19 protein-coding genes are annotated in these 19,172 nt (G+C 70.2%); 11 read left to right on the plus strand and 8 right to left on the minus strand.

Annotated elements, in window-relative coordinates:
* The first annotated feature begins 154 nt into the window (after window positions 1-154).
* Window positions 155-697 (plus strand): hypothetical protein, encoded by a 543-nt coding sequence (locus Aph01nite_RS37835; RefSeq protein WP_204045894.1) that lies wholly within the window; start codon window positions 155-157, stop codon window positions 695-697.
* Window positions 698-948: 251 nt separating this feature from the next.
* Here Aph01nite_RS37835 and Aph01nite_RS37840 read toward each other — a convergent pair whose 3' ends face one another.
* Entirely contained in the window at window positions 949-2,307 is a 1,359-nt protein-coding gene (locus Aph01nite_RS37840; protein ID WP_204045895.1) for an SPFH domain-containing protein, read from the minus strand.
* Between the two features lie 67 nt (window positions 2,308-2,374).
* Complete coding sequence (locus tag Aph01nite_RS37845) at window positions 2,375-4,204, minus strand: M48 family metalloprotease (RefSeq protein ID WP_204045896.1); 1,830 nt, start codon at window positions 4,202-4,204, stop codon at window positions 2,375-2,377.
* A gap of 68 nt (window positions 4,205-4,272) precedes the next feature.
* Between Aph01nite_RS37845 and Aph01nite_RS37850 the strand changes: the two genes are divergently transcribed.
* Window positions 4,273-5,226, plus strand: a complete 954-nt coding sequence (locus tag Aph01nite_RS37850; RefSeq protein ID WP_204045897.1) for a hypothetical protein — start codon at window positions 4,273-4,275, stop codon at window positions 5,224-5,226.
* A 145-nt stretch (window positions 5,227-5,371) separates the two neighbouring features.
* Window positions 5,372-5,704, plus strand: a complete 333-nt coding sequence (locus Aph01nite_RS37855) for a hypothetical protein (protein WP_204045898.1) — start codon at window positions 5,372-5,374, stop codon at window positions 5,702-5,704.
* A 26-nt stretch (window positions 5,705-5,730) separates the two neighbouring features.
* On the opposite strand, the gene Aph01nite_RS37860 is transcribed toward Aph01nite_RS37855, so the two are convergent.
* Window positions 5,731-5,985, minus strand: a complete 255-nt coding sequence (locus Aph01nite_RS37860; protein ID WP_204045899.1) for a hypothetical protein — start codon at window positions 5,983-5,985, stop codon at window positions 5,731-5,733.
* Window positions 5,986-6,045: 60 nt separating this feature from the next.
* On the opposite strand from Aph01nite_RS37860, the gene Aph01nite_RS37865 reads away from it, so the two are divergent.
* Window positions 6,046-6,261: a hypothetical protein gene (locus Aph01nite_RS37865; RefSeq protein ID WP_204045900.1), complete on the plus strand. Its 216-nt coding sequence runs from the start codon at window positions 6,046-6,048 to the stop codon at window positions 6,259-6,261.
* On the opposite strand, the gene Aph01nite_RS37870 is transcribed toward Aph01nite_RS37865, so the two are convergent.
* A complete protein-coding gene (locus Aph01nite_RS37870) occupies window positions 6,221-6,694 on the minus strand; it encodes a nitroreductase/quinone reductase family protein (RefSeq protein ID WP_204045901.1) in 474 nt (157 codons plus the stop codon). The two genes, Aph01nite_RS37865 and Aph01nite_RS37870, sit on opposite strands and share 41 nt — an antisense overlap.
* A gap of 93 nt (window positions 6,695-6,787) precedes the next feature.
* Between Aph01nite_RS37870 and Aph01nite_RS37875 the strand changes: the two genes are divergently transcribed.
* Entirely contained in the window at window positions 6,788-7,282 is a 495-nt protein-coding gene (locus tag Aph01nite_RS37875) for a MarR family winged helix-turn-helix transcriptional regulator (protein WP_204045902.1), read from the plus strand.
* A 56-nt stretch (window positions 7,283-7,338) separates the two neighbouring features.
* Here Aph01nite_RS37875 and Aph01nite_RS37880 read toward each other — a convergent pair whose 3' ends face one another.
* Complete coding sequence (locus Aph01nite_RS37880) at window positions 7,339-8,682, minus strand: pectate lyase family protein (RefSeq protein ID WP_239162281.1); 1,344 nt, start codon at window positions 8,680-8,682, stop codon at window positions 7,339-7,341.
* 389 nt (window positions 8,683-9,071) lie between these two features.
* Here Aph01nite_RS37880 and Aph01nite_RS37885 point away from each other — a divergent pair, with 389 nt between their 5' ends.
* The gene (locus tag Aph01nite_RS37885; protein ID WP_204045903.1) at window positions 9,072-10,250 is read left to right on the plus strand and encodes a damage-control phosphatase ARMT1 family protein; all 1,179 of its coding nucleotides are present in this window, start codon (window positions 9,072-9,074) and stop codon (window positions 10,248-10,250) included.
* Here Aph01nite_RS37885 and Aph01nite_RS37890 read toward each other — a convergent pair.
* Both Aph01nite_RS37890 and Aph01nite_RS37895 read right to left on the minus strand, forming a co-directional pair.
* Window positions 10,237-12,873, minus strand: coding sequence for a hypothetical protein (locus Aph01nite_RS37890; RefSeq protein WP_204045904.1), 2,637 nt, complete (start codon window positions 12,871-12,873; stop codon window positions 10,237-10,239). The two genes, Aph01nite_RS37885 and Aph01nite_RS37890, sit on opposite strands and share 14 nt — an antisense overlap.
* Window positions 12,870-13,691, minus strand: a complete 822-nt coding sequence (locus tag Aph01nite_RS37895) for a hypothetical protein (RefSeq protein WP_204045905.1) — start codon at window positions 13,689-13,691, stop codon at window positions 12,870-12,872. Before Aph01nite_RS37895 ends, Aph01nite_RS37890 begins: the two co-directional genes overlap by 4 nt.
* A 277-nt stretch (window positions 13,692-13,968) precedes the next feature.
* Here Aph01nite_RS37895 and Aph01nite_RS37900 point away from each other — a divergent pair, with 277 nt between their 5' ends.
* The 3 genes from Aph01nite_RS37900 (at window position 13,969) to Aph01nite_RS37910 (ending at window position 16,117) form a co-directional block, all read left to right on the plus strand.
* A complete protein-coding gene (locus tag Aph01nite_RS37900) occupies window positions 13,969-14,286 on the plus strand; it encodes a response regulator transcription factor (RefSeq protein ID WP_204045906.1) in 318 nt (105 codons plus the stop codon).
* Window positions 14,287-14,402: 116 nt separating this feature from the next.
* Complete coding sequence (locus Aph01nite_RS37905; RefSeq protein ID WP_204045907.1) at window positions 14,403-15,197, plus strand: inositol monophosphatase family protein; 795 nt, start codon at window positions 14,403-14,405, stop codon at window positions 15,195-15,197.
* Between the two features lie 38 nt (window positions 15,198-15,235).
* Window positions 15,236-16,117: a DNA-3-methyladenine glycosylase family protein gene (locus Aph01nite_RS37910; protein ID WP_204045908.1), complete on the plus strand. Its 882-nt coding sequence runs from the start codon at window positions 15,236-15,238 to the stop codon at window positions 16,115-16,117.
* On the opposite strand, the gene Aph01nite_RS37915 is transcribed toward Aph01nite_RS37910, so the two are convergent.
* Window positions 16,114-17,442, minus strand: a complete 1,329-nt coding sequence (locus tag Aph01nite_RS37915) for a hypothetical protein (protein WP_204045909.1) — start codon at window positions 17,440-17,442, stop codon at window positions 16,114-16,116. The genes Aph01nite_RS37910 and Aph01nite_RS37915 overlap by 4 nt on opposite strands.
* 229 nt (window positions 17,443-17,671) lie before the next feature.
* On the opposite strand from Aph01nite_RS37915, the gene Aph01nite_RS37920 reads away from it, so the two are divergent.
* Together Aph01nite_RS37920 and Aph01nite_RS37925 are read left to right on the plus strand one after the other, a co-directional pair.
* Entirely contained in the window at window positions 17,672-18,259 is a 588-nt protein-coding gene (locus Aph01nite_RS37920) for a hypothetical protein (protein ID WP_204045910.1), read from the plus strand.
* Between the two features lie 196 nt (window positions 18,260-18,455).
* The coding region (locus Aph01nite_RS37925; RefSeq protein WP_239162282.1) for an SGNH/GDSL hydrolase family protein at window positions 18,456-19,172 on the plus strand (717 nt) is incomplete at its 3' end.

The following is a 19,172-nucleotide window of genomic DNA, read 5'->3' on the forward strand; positions in this document are numbered from 1 at the left end:
AAACGGTCACCGCGAGGTGCCGGGCACGCCCCGGCACCTCGCCGCACACCCCCGGGGTCCCCACGGCACACGCCGCGGGGACCCCGTTCCGCCGCCGCGCGGACGTCAGTTCTACGGGGACCCCGACCCCCGGATCCGAAGGGAATCACCAATCGTGAACAAGGCACTGAGATACGCCATGACCGCCCTGCTGGCCGGGCTCGTGCTGCTGATCGGCGCGCCGGCGGCCTCCGCCCAGGAGGGACCGATCGAGCTGGAGGTGGTCGGGGACGGCGCCCACAACGTCAACGTGCTGGTCACCTGGAAGAAGGACGACAACCCCGTCACCGAGATCCTCGCGGCGACGCTGACCGCGACCTCCGCCGACGGCCGCTCCTTCGGCCCGGTCCCGCTCAAGTCCTCGCCCGAGGGCCAGAACCTCTACCACTCCGCCGAGCCGCTGCCGACCGGCGAGTGGGAGGTGACCGTGAAGGCCACCAAACCAGCCAAGGCGGAGAAGAAGGCCAAGGTGGTCGCCCAGGAGATCGTCCTCCCCGCCGACCCGGCGTCCGGCACGCAACCGCTCAGGACCGTCGCGGCATCGGACGAGGACGGCTCGGGCACGCTGATCACGATCGGCATCATCGCCCTCGCCGTGGTGGCCGCCTCCGCGATCGTGGTCACCCTCGCCCGGCGCAGCCGGCCCGACATGCGCTGAGAGCTTCTGCCGCTAGGGTTCCGCTCAGGATGCAGCACGATCCCGGCCCTACTTGATCCACAAATGTCGCACACTTTGGGTGTGGCCCGGGGGCCGGGCGATGCGATCGTGTGGGGCGTCATCCTGATCGGGTGGCGGCATGGGGAGGCCGGAGCGTCCGCTCGACCCGGAGGCGTGGCCCGTTCGGCGCTGGCCTGGCACCTGCGCGGGCGGATCGGGCATCCGGGGCGCTCCCCCGGACGCCCGATCCATCAGCTCCGCTCGGACGGGTCGATCGCGGCGCGGAGCGCGCCGACGGCGCCGGCGATCTCGGTCAGCAGGCCCGCCACGGTGGTCCGGTCGGCGCCGTTGATCGACACCGCGCGCAGTTCGGCCGGTTTGGGCAGCCGCGCCATGATCTCGGGCAGCGAGCCGATCAGCTGGGCCTGCAGGCTGGCCGGGGTCTGCTGGTTGTCGATGTCGGCCCGCATCCGCGTCCGCTCCACCTCCAGCAGCGCCCGCTCGTGGTCGGAGCGCGCCCGCGCGGCCGTCAGCCCCAGCTCGCCGTCCAGCTCCAGGCGTTTGAGCTCCTGCTCCCGCTCGATCCTGAGCCGGCCGGTCTCGGCCTCCTCGGCGTGCCGCTCGCGCTCCATCCGCAGCGTGTGCAGGGTGGTCTCGGTCTCCAGCTCGGCGACCGCCCTGGTCTCGTCGTGCCTGCGCTGGGTGCGCCGCAGCCGCTCGGCCGCCTCGGTGTCGAACTGCCACGCCTCGTTGCGGGCGCGCAGTTCGGCCAGCTCCCGCTCGTACCCGAGGCGCTGGGTCTCCTTGAGCCGGTCGGCCGCCATCTCCCGCTGGGTGATCGCCTCCTGGGCCTGCAGCTCGGCCAGCCGGGCGATCTGACCCTGCTCCGACCGGTACGGCTTCTGCAGGTTCTCCCACAGCTGCGACGAGCTGACCACGGCCTCCTTGATCTGCACGGTGACGATGCGCAGCCCGAGGCCCTGGTCGCTGGTGTCCTCGCCCTCGGCGACCCCGCGCAGCCGGGCGGTCAGCTCCTCGATGATGGGCTGCTTGTCGCTGAGCACGTCACGGACGCCCATGGTGGCGACCTTGTCCTTGATGGCCGCCTCGGCCTGCTCCCGCAGCTGCAGGTTGACCAGGCGCATCGGGTCCTCCGCGTCGCCGAAGTCCAGCTTGCGGTAGGCGGTCCCGAAGTCCTGGATGATCCACTGCACGTAGCCCTGCACCAGCACGCCCTGCAGTTCCCGGCAGATGCAGTACGCGTTGATCAGGATGGTCTGGGTGGCCCCTGGCACCACCAGGAACGAGTCGGTGGCCGGGTTGAAGCGGAACGACACCCCCAGGCCGATGTGCAGCGGCTGCGACCGGCCGCGCCGGGTGTGCACCACGAACGCGTTGGGCGGCACGAGCACGTTCTTCCAGCGCCAGAAGCCGGTGACCCGCACGTCCACGGGCCCCGGCGTCAGCCGCTCCGGCGCGGGCCCGCCGAGCGCCCGCTCGCGTTTGGCCAGCGGGCCCTGCCGCCGGGACGCCTTGAGATCGTCCTCCAGCACGGCCTGCTGCGCGACGACCTGCTCCAGATACGCGTTGCCCTTGCCGGCGGCGTTCATCGTGTCCTCCGCAGATCCTCGTGAACGCCGACGAGTCTCGCCTAAGCCGCGGAGCCGACGCAACCGGTCAGAGGTTTTCCAGGATGGAGATCAGATCGTCCCTGCTGGACGTGCCGAGCTCCTCGCTCTCCAGGCGTTCGCGGAGTTCCACCGTCCGGCCGTCGTACAGGGACAGCTCGGCCTTGAGCGGCAGTGAGCGCAACACCCGGGCGCGCTGCACCGTCTCGTAGGCGAGGAACGGGTAGCTCTGGGCGAGTTTGTCGGCGGGCTGGCCGTTCACCATGTCCAGCATGCGCAGGCGGCCCTTGTTGATCCGGCCGGGCTCGGGCACCAGGACCAGGCCCGCGGTCAGGATGATCACGTCGTGGTCCTTGCCGTCCACCTTCACGTTGGCGAGGCCGCCGATGACGGACGCGCCGACGGCGGTGGGCGCGGCGTTCCGCTGCGTCCCGGCGGCGACGTGTACGCCCATGCGCGTGAGCCGGGCCATCGCCTCCCCGAGACCGCCCGGCCGTACGGCCAGTTCGGCGATCTCGTCCAGCCGCGGGTCCGCGCCGTCGCCGGTGACGAACTCGGCCGGCCCCGACCAGGAGTGCCGGTATCCGGCGACCCCCGATCGTACGGCGGCCAGCGCGAACATGCGCGTCAGCGGGACGGCGAACAGCTCCGGCAACTCCCGGCGGGTGGCGGTGGGGAAGAGCGGCTGCGCGATCTCCGCCAGCCGCCCGGCCGCGATCTGGTCGACGACCGTGGACAGGTCGGCGGCAGGACCGCCGAGCGCGCGGGCGATGGCGCGGAAGTCCCGGTCCACGTCGTCCTGGAGGCCGGCCGCCAGCGCGGTGGCCGTGTACTGCGGCCACGGCAGCGGCGTACGGTCCCCGGCGTCCACCACCTGCTCGGCCAGCGCGCGGGTCAGCTCGGCGTGCCCGGCCACGAACTGGTACGCGGGCCGGTGGTCGGCCTGGACCCGCACGTCCGGCAGGGCCCGGATGGCGGCGAGGCGGACGGGCAGCGGCGGATGCGTGTCCCAGCGGGAGCCCCGCTCCTCCGGCAGCGCGGACTGGAGGGCCGCGATGTCCTCGGCCCGCGCGTGCGCCATGGCCGCGAAGCCGCCGAAGACGTCCTGCGGCACGTAACCGTGCTGCCAGCCCAGCATCACGTACGCGTCGTGGAAGAACTCCCAGGCCACGGAGAGGCCCGGGAGGCGGCTGAGCGCGGCCGAGGTGGCCTCCTTCCCGGCCGCGAGCACGGCGGCGCGGTCGGCGGCCAGCTCCTGGCGGCGGGAGACGGCGTTGTCGGCCAGCAGGTAGAGCGCGCCGTACCCGCGGAAGATCCAGGAGACGGGGTTGCGCGGGGACATGCGGTGGAGCGCGGCCGCGATGGCGAGCCGGCCCCGGTACGAGATGGCGGCCAGCCGGGTGTCCCCGCCCGAGTAGTGGCCGAGTTCGTGCGCGATCACGGCTTCGAGTTCGGCGACGGTGAAGGCGTGCAGCACGGGCAGGCCGAGCATCAGCCGCCGGGTGCCGCCGAGCAGCCCGAGCAGCCGGCTCTCCTCGGTGACGGAGGCGTTGACCTCGGGGGTCAGCCAGATCTCGTCCGGCGGGCGCGTGTCGGCCTGCCGGGCCAGCCGCTCCACGGTCTGGGTGAGCCACGGGTCGGCGATGCGCAGCCCGGTGGGCGGCTCGGGTTTGCCGCGGAAGACCCGCCAGACCGCGCGCCCGGTGCCGACCGCGCTGGCCGCGACCAGCGGCCAGAGCAGCTTGACGGCCACGAAGCCGGCGATGACGTCGCTGATCAGGACGGTGAGCGCGATCGCGCCGGCCACCTGGCCGATCGCGACCACGAAGAACCCGGCGAGAAGGATCAGCGAGAGCGCTGCCCGGGCGAAGCCGATCATCCAATATCCTCAAAGATCATTCGGGGGGAATTCGTACCTTATCTATCACTTGTCAGATTTGGGGATTGATGGGCATCCTGTTTGGCCGCAAGAAGGCCCCGAAGATCGACGTGTGCGCGGGAGACCCGGAGGCGCGGCGGCTGCGGCAACTGCTGGCCGCCCGGGACTGGCGGTCCGCCCGCGACCTGCTCACCGCCCACACCGATCCGGACGTGCGCACCTTCTACTACCGCGTCTGCGCGTCGGTGGACGGCGTGCAGGACTGGATCGGCGAGTGGGTCGCCGCGGAGCCGGACTCCACCGTGCCGCTGCTGGTCAAGGGCGTGCACGGGGTCAGCTGGGCGTGGGAGGCGCGGGGCGGCCGGTACGCGTCCGAGACCTCGGCCGGCCAGTTCCGGGGCTTCGCGGAACGCCTCAAGATGGCCGAGGACTGCCTGGACGAGGTGGTCGAGCGGGACCCCGACGAGGTGGTGGCGTGGTCATCCCTGGTCACCTCGGCGCGGGGTCGCGGGGTCGGCCACGAGGAGATCTGGCGCCGGTTCGACAACGTGCTCCGGATCCACCCCTTCCACGAGGAGGCGTACAACCAGATGTTGCAGGCGCTCTGCGCCAAGTGGTCCGGCAGCGACGAGGAGATGTTCACCTTCGCCCGGGAGGCGGCCGCCCAGGCCCCCGCGGGCAGCCCCATCGGCACCCTGGTCGCGACCGCCCACCTGGAGTACTGCCTCAACCACCGCGACGATCCCGGCAACTACCTCGCCCGCCCCGGCATCGTGGCCGAACTCCACACCGCCGCCGACCAGTCCGTCCGCCACCCCTCCTACCGCCGCCGCCCCGGCTGGCCGGTCGCCCCGAACGTCTTCGCGATGGTCTTCTGCATGGCCGAGGAGTACGCGGCCGCCGCCGACCTCTTCCAGATGTTCGGCGACATCGCCACCGAATGGCCCTGGACCATGTTCGACGACCCGGCCAGAACCTTCCGCGGCTTCCGCGCCGAAGCGCTCCAGAAAGCGGGCCGCTGAGGCCGGGCTAGGGACTGTTTCGCCTTTGGTGACCAATCGCGTCCGAGTGGAAACCGGTCACGTTGCCGGTTCGCTGCTGTTCGCTTCAGCGGATTCGATCCTGGCCGGTGCCATGGCGTATTGGCCAGATCGCTAATGTGCGGCCATGGCGAAGATCAGGTTGAACAACGACACCGGCGCGATGCTCGGAATCTGGATCGAGCCGTGGGGCACCGACCACTGGATGAAGCCTGGGCAGACGTTCACGGTCGTCGCCGGCCATTCGGGGCCGCCGCCTTCTGGTGAGGTGCCCGTCGATGACGTGCCTTTCGATGTCGTCGTCCACGATCAGGGCGTCAGCATCTACGTGAACGTCGTCCACGAGGCCAGCGTCTACGACGAATCAGGTACCGAAGCGCACTGCGGGCACCAGCGCCCCCTGGCGGTCCAGCACGCCTGGTCAGAGGCGGCCGAGGCGGCCGCAGACCAAGCGAGGTGAACGCTGTGACCAGCCGATTGGCGCTGTCAGTCGTCGGCAGCGACGATCAGGGTGAGGCTTCGGCTGATCCTGTCCACGATGAGGAGTTCGTGGAACTCGGTGTGGACGCCGCCCCAGTCGTGGAAGGCGGACCGGCCGAGTTCCCTGAGGCGATATCGGCTGGTGGCGCCCCGGATGGGCACATAGATCTTGCGCTCCAAGTCGTCATTCAGCTGGGCAGGCAGATCCCCGTACTGGCCGGCCCATGTTCTCAGCGCGTCGATCGCGTCGGTTTTCGTCACTGGTTCGTAGGTGCCGGTAGTGATGGTGCCCAGCCAGTAGGGGCCGTGCCGAGTGCCCAGGTGATCGATGCCGCCGCCGGCGTAATCGTCTCGGAATTGATCGTGTCCGATCAGCGCGCCGATGAGCTGGACGTCGTCAGCGTGCGGATCATGCAGCGTGAACCGCTTGAGGTCGACCCAGCGATGGCCGTGATCGCTCTGGTCGCTGAAGGAGTGATGCCGGAACAGATCGTCCCTAGACGCCGTCCTGGCTGGGCCGGGGGAGGAGGCGGATGATGGGGAGTTCTCTGTCGGTCTTGTCTTGGTAGGCGGCGAATCTGGGGGAGGCGGTGGTGATCTGTTTCCAGGCGAGGGTGCGGTCGGCGCCGTGGAGTTGTTCGGCGGTGACGTGGATGGTGTGGCCGTCTACTTCGATTCGGACTTTGCCGGGGTTGGCGGCGATGTTGTAGTACCACGCCGGGTTTCCGGCGGCGCCGGCCGCGGAGGCGACGATCAGGCGGCTGCCGTCGTCGGCGGGGAACCAGCCGACCGGGTTGGTGCGCTCGGCGCCGGTCTTGCGGCCGACGGTGGTCAGGATCAGGGCGTTGAAGCCCATGACCTGGCCGCCCCTGCGGCGGATCCGGCGGGTCATCAACTGGTTGATCCAGCGGAAGAAGCGGCCGGTCGGCTGGCGGGTGCCGCGGGTGCCGGCGGGTGTGTCGAAGCTCATGCGATCTCCTGTGGCCTCTCGGCGGAGTCCGCGACAGTTAATGAGACGTACTGTACGCGGCATTAACTATCTTTCGCCCTGTACCGTAGTGCCGTGGACGAGACAGCGCAAGGGATCGCGGCCACGATGGCGGCGGGCGGACGGTGCCCCATCGGGCCGTACGCCGGGGTGGACGGCATGCCCGCCGACGTGGCCGACGGCCTGGTCCGGCTCACCGGCCTGGTGCAGGGCATCTACGCGCGCGTCTCGGAACGCCACGACCTGACTCCCGTCCAGGCCAAGCTGCTGTGCGTGCTGCTGGGCGGCCCCCGGGGCATGGCCGAGCTGGCCCGCTGCTTCGGCGTGGAGAAGGCCGCGCTCACCGGCCTCATGAACCGGGCCGAACGGCGCGGCCTCGCCCAGCGGGAATCCGTGCCGGGCGACCGGCGCGCCCTGCGGGTGACGCTGACCGACAGCGGTCACGCGGCGGCGGCCGCCTTCCACGCCGAGGTGAGCGCGGAGCTGGGGAGGCTCATCGCGCCGCTGCCGCCGCACGTGCGCGAGCAGTTCCACAGCACGATGGCGGAGATCATCGCAAGGCACCCCTGACACGAGCACACCGCCCGAGGGAGGACCTCGGACGGTGTGATCTCAGGGGAACCGGGTCAGACGCTGATCCTGCCCGCTCCCGCGCCGTTGGTGACGATGGACTTCACGTTGCTCGCGGTGTCGAGCGAGTAGGAGTAGGGGATGGAGGCGACGCTGCCGCCGGTCTGCCCGCTGCCAGAACCGGAGAAGAAGTTGTTGCGGGCCACCAGCGTGCCGGGACCGGAGTCGCCCTCACCCAGGTGGAACGGGTCGCCGGTGTTCTCGAAGTAGTTGCCCTCCACCAGCACGCCCGCGCCCTCGGTGGAGGCCACGCCGTAGCCGCCGACGCTCCGGTAGAAGTTGTTGTACACGTGCACCGGGTTGCCGAAGCGGACCCGCGGGTGGCGCTGGTTGGTGCCGTCGAAGTAGTTGTGGTGGTAGGTCACCCGGAGCCTGCCGCGGTCCTCGGCGGCGTTGTCGTCGCTGTGGCCGAGCAGCATCGTCTTGTCGTGGCCGAAGACACGGTTCCAGGAGATCGTGACGTAGTCGCTGGCGCGCTTGACGTCGATGGCGCCGTCGTACCCGTTGGACAGGGTGTTGTGGTCGATCCACACCCGGGTCGAGTACTGGACGTTGATGGCGTCGTCGTCCCAGTTCCGGAAGGTCAGGTTCCGGATGATGACGTTGGACGCGTTGGAGACGTTCAGGCCGCAGCCGGCGATGGTGGCGCCGGAGTTGCCGAGGATCGTCTTGTTGGAGCCGATGCGCAGCATGCCGGTGCAGTTGATCGTGCCGGACACGCGGATCACGGCCGCGTTGGTCCCCGCGGCGGCGGTGGTGAGCGCCGACGCGCTGGTGACCGTGGTGGCGGAGGCGTTGCCGCCGCCGCTGGTGCCGCCGCCCTGCGTGGCCCAGCCGACCAGGCCGGTCTGCGGCTGCGTCGGCGGCGGCGACGTGGTCGGAGTCGGGGACGGGCTCTGCGTCGGGGTCGCCGACGGCGTGCCGGTCACCGATCCGGTGCAGGTCACGCCGTTGAGGCTGAAGGAGGAGGGCACGGGGTTGGACCCGCTCCAGGTGCCGTTGAAGCCGATCGCGGTGCCGGCGTTGGTGGCCAGGCTCCCGTTGTAGCCGGCGTTGGTCGCGGTGACGGTGCTGCCGCTCTGGGAGTAGCCGGCGTTCCAGCCCTGCGTGACCGTCTGGCCGGCGGTGAACGACCAGCGCAGCTGCCACGAGCTGAGGGGGTCGCCCAGGTTGGTGATGCTGATGTCGGCGCCGAAGCCGCCTCCCCACTGGGAGGTGACCGTGTAGCCGACGCGGCAGCCGGCGGCGGCGGTGGCGGGGGGCGTGACGAGCGCGGTGGCCAGGCAGATGAGGGCCACGGTGCCGCCCGCTACCGCCAGGCGGCGACGTGATAAGAGCATCTCCTGCTCCTTTCGGGATACCGAGTTAGAACAGGCCGCTGAACTCGGGGAGCGTGTATCGAAGCGCTTCGCCTGTCTGCTCAGAGCCAAAATTACTTATTCTCCTCCGTCAAGCGCCATGCCGCCAGATCGGGTTTCGCCGCTCTGGTGAAAAATCTAGGATGGGTACGCGATTCGGGCTCCGGAGCGATGTTCTCCCTGGCAGTGGCTTTGCAAATGTGCAATTGTACAGATTCCGGAGCCCTTCGGAAGGTGCTCCACCGGCTTCTCGCGGTAAAAACCCGAAGAAACTTTCATCGGCTGGAACGTTTCGCGGGATGAATGGAAATCTTTATCGCTGCGGAAACGTCATTTCCGCCGCGGATCCGGGACGCGGTACGGTGGCAGTCATGATTCCCGCGACCTCGGAAGCCCTGCCGCCGGAGCTGCTGAACAACGACCCGGAAGGGTACGCGTGGGGGGTCTGGCAGGACCGCACGCCCAAGCTGATCGCCCAGCTGATGGACGTGACTCCGTGGGGGCCGGAGCAGCGGCACGCCCTGGAGTCGCTGCTGGACGAGATCGCCTCGGGCCCGATGCGGCCGTTGGGGGCCGCCGCGCACGACCATGACGTCTGGGCTTCCTGGGGGACCGGCTATTTCGGCAGGCCGTGGTCCGACGCTTCGTTCCTCTGGTCGGAGTCGTACTTCTACCGGCGTGTTCTGGAGGCCACGGGGTATTTCGCGCCCGGACCCTGGCGCGGCGTCGATCCCTTCGAGCCGTTGAAGTCCGCTGAACTGGCCGACCCCGCCCTCGAAGCCGACCTGCGGGCATTGGACGATCTGGAGGAGCTTCCGGACGGCGAGAAGGGGCAGGCCAAGCTGCTGGCGGCGCTGTGGGGCAACCGCGCCGACCTCGGCTTTCGCATCGGACTCGCACCCGGGCACGCCCAGCTGGAGACCGAGGGGCTCGTCGCCGACCAGAGCGACCAGCTGTGGCGGCGCCTCGGACCGGACGCGCAGGTGGCCGTCGTGGCCGACAACGCCGGGCGGGAGCTCGTCGCCGATCTGGTGCTCATCGACCATCTTCTCGGCCATGGGCTGGCCGCGTCGGTGAGCCTGCATCTCAAGCCGCACCCGTACTACGTCTCCGACGCGACGGCCACCGACTATGTCGCGTGCCTGCGCCGTCTCGGGCAGACGCCGGGAGCCGCGGCGCGGATCTCGGCGCGCCTCCGCGAGGCGGCCACGGCGGGCCGCGTCACCATCGGCGTCCACGACTTCGCCTGCGCGCCCTGGTCCTACCACCGCATGCCCGGCGACCTCGCCGCGCGCCTGCGGACCGCCACGCTGGCCATCCTCAAAGGCGACCTGAACTACCGGCGGCTCGTCGGCGACCGCGCCTGGCCCGCGACCACGGACTTCACCGCCGTCACGGCCTACTTCCCGTGCCCGGTGGCCGCGCTGCGCACGCTCAAGTCCGACGTCGTCACCGGCCTCGACGCCGCCACCGAGGCCGGCCTGGACGCGGGCGGCCCGCGGTGGCGTACGGACGGCACCCACGGGCTCATCTCGGTCACGTCCGGGTAGGCGCCCGCAGGTACGCGAGGGAGAAGTGCGCGTCCGCCAGGCGGTGCGCGGCGTCGTAGCACTGGACGATCACGCGGAGCTTCCGGGGCAGGCTGTAGGAGTTCCAGGACAGGACCCGGCAGGACCGGGCGGCCGTGCCGACGGCGGTGACGTCCACCAGATCCGCCGGATAGGTGTACGGGTTCCCGATGTCCTGGTAGTTGACGTCGTAGACGCCGGGCGCCGTCCTGGCGATGGTCGGCACCTCGCCGGTGGAACTCCACGAACGGCCGGTGTCGATGGTGGGATTCGCGGGATCGCCGGTCGTGGTCGCGTACGCGGCGGGCACGGAGGGATCGTGGTGCGCGCCGGCCCCCTGGGTGTAGGTCAGCGTCCAGGGCGTGTTCTTCGGCGTCCAGTTCGGGCCCATGCACTCCACGCCGATGCGCAGGGCCGTGCCGGTGTCCTCGACGGAGGCTGGGCGGCAGACGGCGGGGGAGTCGTTGAGCGGCGTGACGCGTACGAATCCGGACGCGTCGAACGCCGTGCCCGCGGCCGTGACCTCGTAGCGGCCGTCCCCGAGCCGGCGGACCTCCACCGGTCCCGACGTGGAGGTGAAGGTCTCCTCGTTCACCAGCGGGACCGCGTCGCCGAAACCGCCGACGGCGCTGTACCGGGCCTGGAGTTGCGGCTCGGCTCCCGCGCTGTGGCCGCTCGCCCACACGGCGAACGGCAGGTTCTTCGGGGTTCCCTCGCCGTCGAAGCAGGCCACGTCCAGGATCTTGTCGGGGTTCTCCCGTACGACGGAGGCCAGCTGGCACGACGCGGCGTCGACGTAACCCCAGGAGACGCCGGCCCCCGCGTGGGCGACGCCCGGCAGTGAGCCCATCGCGGGCATGGTCACCCGGTACCGGCCCGTGCCCGTACGGATCATGGTGGTGTTCCTGGCCGCCAGGTTCGGGTCGCCGTCCCGCTTCCAGGTTCCCCACTGCCAGGACGGGTGGAGCACGACCTCCTCGCCGACGGGCGCCTGGTACTGGGCGGCGCGTGTGGAGGCGTATCCCCAGGTCGCGGAGGGGGGAGCGATCACCCGTACGGTGATGTCGCAGCGGGAGCCGTGCTGCGGGCCGGGGAGCCAGGTCGCCTCGGCCCACAGGCGGTAGGCGGCCGGGGTGGCGTCGGCCGGGGGAGTGATCAGCAGCCTGCCGGCGGTGACCTCCTTGGCGCCCAGTTCGGCTGTCTCCCCGCTCCACGTCCAGCCGGGCTCCAGCGGGCCCGCCAGCCCCAGGCCCACCGAACCGGCCTCCTCGCTCGTGTTCTGCACCGGCAGCCGTACGGAGACCGTCTGACCGGCGATGACCTGCGCCTCCCGGCGGTAACCCGCCGAATTCCTGTCGAAGCAGTCCACCGCCGCGCCGGGGCCGGGCACGTCGAAGTAGGCCATGGTGCTCTCGCCCGCCTCGTACGCCAGGCGGACCGCGACGCCGCTGGGCGTGCCGTCGCGCCAGGGCCCGGTCATGTCCCGCTGCGGCGTGTTCTGGTCGGCGGCGTCCCACGCGTCGTACGTGCACGAGTAGTCCGGGCACGGCCCCATCAACCGGATGGGGTACGAACTGGGCGAGGGGTTGTAGTACTGCGTCTCGTCGACACGCCAGATGATCAGGCCGTTGTCCGACACGTCGGCGTCGTACGTCCCCGGGACACGGCGGCGGTTCTCGACCATCAGGTAGTCGTCCGTGCCCCGGCCCGGGTCGTACAGGAGGAAGGACTGTCCGCTGGTGTGCCAGGTGGGGACCTGGTAGTAGCCGTCCCGCGTGACGATCGTCGGGTTCGCCCAGCCGAGGTGCATCTTGTGCCAGGAGCCGAGCTCGACGTACCACTCGTAGGGGGAGATGGTGCCGCCCGCGAGGTCGAAGCCGTTGATCGGATAGCCGTGGAAGTCCCGGGCGAGCCCGAACGCGGTGTGCAGCATCTCGTGGTCGAGGGTGATCTGGTTGACGGCGCTGTGCGCCCAGATCGTGGTCCGTCCGGTCAGTTCCATCCCGTCCAGCAGAGGGCCGGGGTCCACCGCGCGGGACGCCCCGGGGCCGTCGATGGTGTCGCCGGTGTCGTACGGCACCGACTGCAGGACCGCGATCACCACCTCGTCGTCGGCGAGCACGTGGTCGCCGTTCCGGTCGAAGACCGAGTAGTCCACCAGCGGGTCCGCCACGTTCACGCCGTGGCGCATCTTCTGCTCGTCGGTGAGGGCGTCCCACTGCGCCAGCGTGATGCCGTAGTCGACGAAGACGACGCCGTCGTCCGGGGTTCCGGAGCTCTCGCGCGCCCGGCTGAAGTCCACCCGGCCGAACGAACTGCGCACGAAGTAGTCGCGCACACTCGGGTACGGCCCGAAGAACCGCCGCCCCAGCCAGGCGTCGTCCTTCACCGCCGGCCAGGGCAGATCGGTGAAACCGCCGCGGATGATCAGTATCGGCCGGCTGGTGGCCGCGTTGACCGGCTGGTACCACGGCGCATGCGGGGTGTGGGGATGGGCGAAGTCGGGGAGCGGCGTGGGGTAGTCCATCGCGGTGGTCAGGCCGATGATCGACGCCATGGCCACCAGGACGGCCAGCCTCCGCTTGAGCCGGTACGGCATCGTCATCCACTCCAGACGACGTACGAGATCTTGAGGGGCGCGTCGCCCGCGGGGACGGCCAGGATCCGCACGCCCACGAGGTTGCCTTCGGCGGTCCGCGCGCAGGCCCAGTCGCCCGCCCTCATCTTGCCGACCTCGACCAGGTCGTAGTCGCGGGTGGCCACCGCGTCCGCGCATCCGGCGGGGCCGGGGCGTCCGTCGACGGTGGTGATCGGGTATTCGCCGCCGCCCGCGGTCCAGAGGGAGCGGTAGGGGCTGACGTACCAGAGGTCGCTGGTGGCGGGATCGACCACGCCGATCTTGCCGGATTCGACGTCGAGGTAGTCCTGGTCGCGCATGGTCGCCTCCGCCTCGCGGAGAACCTCGCCCGGCGCCGGAGTGCCCTCCGCGAGGGCGCTGGGCGTGGGGGTGCCCGGTGTCGAGGCGCCCGGCGTGGGCGTACTCGGCGTGGGGGACGGCGTCGTGGCCGCGGGCTTGTCCGGAGGAGAGGACGGCGCGGCGGCGACGGCTTGGGGCTCGTCGAGGAACTGCGGGATCATCGCGCCGGTCACGCCCGCTCCGATGGCGATCAGCGCCACCATCACCATGGCGCGGAATCCGATCGGGCGGCCGATGAGCTGGAGCAGTCCCAGCAGGCCGGCCAGCACCGACAGCAGGCCGGCCACCAGGATTCCCTGCTGCGAGCCGCTGGTGACCAGCTGGGCGACCGCCGCCACGTCGGCGATCGAGCCGAGACCCGCGAGCGCGGTGGCGCGCCGGAGGGCTCCGCGACCGGCGTTCTCGTCCTGTTCCGGCGCGCGGGGCTCCGTCTCGGTGGCGTTCACCCGGCGGACCCGGATCCGGTGGCAAGACCCCTCAGCCGCACGCGCAGGTTCCTTTCTGCTGATATATCCGTATTTATCCGGGCTTCTTTGGGCCCGCGAGGACGGTCACACCTTCCCGGAGATCACCTGATTCAGGAATACGAAGAACTCCGTAGAGACGTGGTTTCCCGTTCGGGTTAGAGTAAGTGGTTCGATGATGCACAATTGCAGTCGTGACGGGGCTGTCGGGAGAAGACTGCGAACGCATTCATAGTCTGGCGACGGGGACGGGTCCGGCGTGACCCGCGAAGACGCCGTCCTCGCCGAGCCGGCTGTTTTGAGCATTCCGAAACTCACGGAACCGGCCGAATACAAAATGACACCGCGCGAGATGGCGGTATTGACCCTCCTGGACGAAGGGCTGACCGCGTACGCGATCAGCCGCAGACTCGGAATAAAGGAGGCCACGGTGATCAAACACAAAGAAAACATCTACCGGAAACTCGCCGTCCACGACCGCGTCACCGCCCTGCGAAAAGCCCGCCATCTCGGCCTGCTCCCCCCTTTCACCCACGAGAACGACGCGCCGCGGGGCCCGTCGACGCCGGTCGGCTAGGCGCGACCCGCTGCCGGTTCGTCCTGGACGGTCGGCACGCCACTGATGCCGCGTCCGCGCGTGTCTCCGGGTGACCTGCGGAAAGCCCGCATTCCGGGCCTCATACATTGGGACGCGTGCAGATTGACGACGTGACCGAAATCCTCCGTGAGGCCGCTCAGACGGTGATCGTGCCCCGGTTCAGGGCGCTGGCGGCGGGTGAGGTGATGGAGAAGGCGCCGGGCGAGGTGGTGACGGTCGTCGATCGTGAGGCGGAGGAGCTGATCACGCGGCGGCTGCGTGGGGTGATCGACGCGCCCGTGGTCGGGGAGGAAGCGGTGGCGGCCGATCCGCGGCTCGTCGACGTGCTCGCGGAGGCGCCTACCGTGTGGCTGGTCGATCCGCTGGACGGAACCGCGAACTTCGTCGCGGGAAGCACCGACTATGCCGTCATGGCGGCTCTCGTCCGTCATGGACGCACGGTGGCCTCCTGGATTCTCCGCCCTGACGACGACCGCGTCTATGTCGCCGAACACGGGGCGGGCGCCTGGCGTGACGGCGTACGGCTGCGGCGGGAGCCGGCCTCGGACGACCCGGCCGGCCTGCGCGGCGTCGTCCTCACCCGGTTTCTGACACCTGACGCCCGGGCACACGTCGAAGCCGTGGAGTCGCGGTTCGCCGCGGTGGGGCCCGGCGCGAGATGCGCGGGCGTGGACTATCCCCGCCTGGTCGAAGGGGAACTCGACTTCGTGCTGTTCCAGCGCCTGCTCCCGTGGGACCACGCACCGGGCGTGCTCCTGCTCACCGAGGCCGGGGGAGTCGCCCTGCATCCCGACCGCACGCCGTACCGGCCGGCCGAAGGGCGGCCCGGGCTGCTCAACGCCGCCGGAACCGCCTGCTGGCAGAGCGTACGGTCGCTCCTGAAGCTGTGACCTCCAGGTCGAGAACCGCGAGCCCCTAACATACGCGCATGACCACGCACGGATTCACGCTGACCGCCGAGGGCCCGTTCGAGTTCGATGCCGCGTTGCGATTCGTCGAGGACTGGCCGGCCACGAGCGCGCTGCCTACGGATGGGCGGGCGCTGCGGTTCGCGTACTGTGCGGAGGCCGACTGGCTGCCGATCGGGGTGAGCGTGACGGGCGCGCCCGGCGGGGTGGCCGTGGCCACGACGCGGGCCGCGGGGCCGGCGATCCGGGGCGAGGTGGCGCGCATTCTGTCCCTGGACGTGGATGGGACGGGGTTCGGGAAGCTCGGGGACGTGGATCCGGTGCTCGGGGAGTTGCAGGGCCGTAGTCCCGGGCTGCGGCCGGTGTGCTTCTGGAGTCCGTGGGAGGCGGCCTGCTGGGCGGTGATCGTGCAGCGCTCGTCGATGCTCATCGCGTCCAAGATCAAACAGCGCATCGCGGAGCGGTACGGCGCGAAGGTCACCGTGGACGGGCGGGAGTATCCGGTTTTCCCGCCGCCGGTGTCGCTGCTGGAGGCGGGCGGGCTGGGCCTGCCCGTGCAGAAGGAGGAGTGGCTGCGCGGGCTGGCCAGGGCGGCGCTGGACGGGGTGCTCACCGCCGAGCACCTGCGTTCGGTCGAGCCGGAGAAGGCCCTGGCCGAACTTCGGGGGCTGGCCGGGGTGGGGCCGTTCTCCGCGGGGTTGATCCTGATCCGCGGCGCGGGCGCGCCGGACGCGTTCCCCGGCGACGAGCCGCGCCTGTTCTCGATCCTGCGGGAGGCGTACGGCCTGCCGGAGGACGCGTCCCCGACCGCCTACCGGAAGCTGGCCGAGTCGTGGCGGCCCTACCGCTCCTGGGCCTCCTTCCTGTTCCGGGCCTCCACCTACGGCACCCTCGACGATTAGCCGTTGTCGATGGGGTGCGGGCTGAAGATGCAGTACGCGCCGCCGCCCTGGGCGCCGTTGAGCAGCAGGCCGTCGTTCATGCGGGACGAGTAGCCGATCACCTTCCCCTCCAGCACGGGAACGACGAGATCGTGCAGGTACTCGCCGTCCTGGGTGTGCACCGACGCCGCCTCCACCCGCTCCTGGACCAGCCACCCCCGATGCCGGGGATCGTGCGCCTCCCGCGACCAGGCCCGCGCGTCGAACTCGGTGCCGATCAGCACATCCCTGCCGTGGAAGCTGTAAGGAGCCTTCATCACCAGCTCCGCCCGCCTCTCCGCGACCTCGTCCGCCTCGACCCCGTCCCCGAGCTTCCGGCTGTACGGCACCAGCGTGTCCAGGCAGTCCACGTCCATCTCGCCGAAGATCCGGCGAAAACGGGGATCGGACAGGGCGGCGAGGCAGAGCTTGTTCTCCGCGACCCACCGCTGCGCGAGAGGATTGGGCACCACCAGGGTTCCTTCGACCAGGCGGGCGCAGAAGCGATCCCAGCGCCGTACCTCGCCGGGTTCCAGGGGGATGTATTTGAGGTAGCCGAGCCGGACGTCCTCGACGGTGCCGACGTCGAGCGGCTCGATCTCCACGACGTCGCGCCCGCACCTGGCCAGCTGCCGGTGCACCTGGTCGAGCTCGAACTTGGTGCTGTCGTGGGCGTGGAAGAGGGCGATGCGCTGCCGGTCGCGCAGGGCCGCGTGCTCACGGCCGAAGCGGAGCAGCCAGCGGGCGAACCAGTCCTCGCTCTCGAACGGAGCCGGGTGCGGCGCCCATTCCGCGAGCGTCGAGCCCAGCCTGGACTCGCGCCAGAACCGGTTGACCATCCCCGAGGAGATCACGCCGCCCGGGCTGCTCGGGTTGAACTCCAGGACCCGGACCGTGCCGAGGGTGCCGCCCAGCAGGTCCATGCGGCAGTAGTTCACGCGCAGCCGTTCCGGCTCGGGCTCCTGCATGATCCAGTGGTGCAGCAGCGGCGGCACGGCCAGGAAATCCTGGAGTTCCTGGTCGGCGGGATATCGCCGGACCAGCTGGTTCAGGCATTCGACCAGGTCCTGGACCCGGCGGCGGAGTACGGGTTCGGCGGCATGGTGGAGGACGGCCAGGGCGGGCCGTACGGGAAAGGGGCGGTCTCCCCGCCCGTGCACGGCCAGGTCCATCAGGGACTCGGCCGCCACACGCTCCTGGACCTGCCGCCACGCCTTGTCGAGGGCGAGCGTGCCCGCCCGGCCGCTGGCCGGGCAGTGGCCCAGAGATCGCTCCGGATCCACGAGCGGGAGATCGTTAACGGTCACGGTATCCGGGCCGGCATCGGACGGACGCTCTCTGGCACATCACATTTCCCCCGCGATTATTTCGGGCCTAAATGCCATATAGCCACATATAGGAACAGTCTAATTACGTGATGTAATCACCAGGCATAGGGCGTGCCAGCCGGGCCCATGAATGGCCAAGGATCACCGGTCGGAGGTCAAGCGTCCTTCCCTGCCGACCACAGGCCGGGGAGAGGCTAGCCTGGGGGCCATGCGCGCAGCGGGGTTACGGAGGCTGACCTGGTCGGCCCTGCTCGTGATCACGGCGGCATGCGGCCAGGAACGGCCGGTCGTGGCCACGTCCCCCACCCCGGCGGCCCCGGAGATCTCCGTGACCGCGTCGCCGTCCAGGTCCTGGGAGTTCGAGGCGACGGTGGAACTCGGGGACGGCCGGCGCGTGGGGATGGGCTACTGGCCCAGCCAAGGGCTCTTCGAGCAGCACTACGACCCGAAGACCGGCGAGTGGACGGAGCCGCGGTTCATCTACCGCACCAGGACCGACGCCTGCCAGTCGATCAAACTCCAGGTCAGCGGCGACACGGTCACCGCGATCGCCGACTTCGGCCGCTACTGCTCGGACGGCGAACCCCCGACGGAGTCCATCGCGGCGGTCGCCGCGGGGGATCTCCGCAGCTGGGACCACCACGTCACGAAGAACTTCGACGGCTGGAGCCGGGTGGCCGTCGCCGACGGCGGCAGGAAGGCCACGTTCTCCCGCAGGGCCACGGTGGTGCGCGCCTCGCTCGTCTGGACCCGGAGCGGCGGTTTCGGGGATCCGGTTTTCGTGTACAGCCAGTGAGCCCGCCAGATGGCGGGTCAGCCGAACGTTTCATCCTGCCGGGTGCCGTATCCGCAGGTCGGCGCTCTGATGCCGGCCGGCGTCCGCAACGGTCGCGTTGACGCGTTTCCGAAAGCTTTCGCAGACTGAGTCCGCCCTTGTTCCGAAGGTCATCCATGTCCGCAGGCCGGGCGCGGGGAGAAGAAAAGAGTCTGCCATGGCGGCATTCAGACGCCTGCTCGCCGGCGTGACGGCCGGGGTGACCCTGATCGCGGCGGCGATTCTCGGAACCGGGACGGCCGGCGCCGAATCCAACGGCGGCGTACGGATCATGCCGCTCGGCGACTCCATCACGGACGGTTTCAACGTCCCGGGCGGGTACCGGATCGATCTCTGGCAGAAGCTGGTGGCCGGCGGCTACACCGTCGACTTCGTCGGATCGCAGTTCAACGGGCCGGGCAGCCTGGGCGACCACGACCACCAGGGGCATTCGGGCTGGCGGATCGACCAGATCGACGCCAACATCGTGAACTGGCTGCAGGCGACGACCCCGCGTACGGTGCTGCTGCACATCGGCACCAACGACATGATCCAGAACCCGGCCAACGCGCCGACGCGGCTCGCCACGCTGATCGACCGCATCACCAGCACGGCGCCCAACGCCGAGGTGTTCGTGGCGACGATCATTCCGCTGCCGTTCGCCGCCTCCAACGTGCAGACGTTCAACGCGGCGCTGCGGACCCTCGTGCAGAACAGGGCCAACGCCGGCCGCCGGGTGCACCTGGTCGAGATGTTCAGCGCGTTGACGGCCTCGGACCTGGCCGACGGGGTGCATCCCAACGCGGGCGGCTACAGCAAGATGGCCACCGTCTGGTACAACGCGCTCCGGTCGGTGCCCGGCAGCCTCACCAACGGCACCGACACCACGGTCCCC

This window comes from Acrocarpospora phusangensis, from assembly GCF_016862995.1.
Lineage (GTDB): Bacteria > Actinomycetota > Actinomycetes > Streptosporangiales > Streptosporangiaceae > Acrocarpospora > Acrocarpospora phusangensis.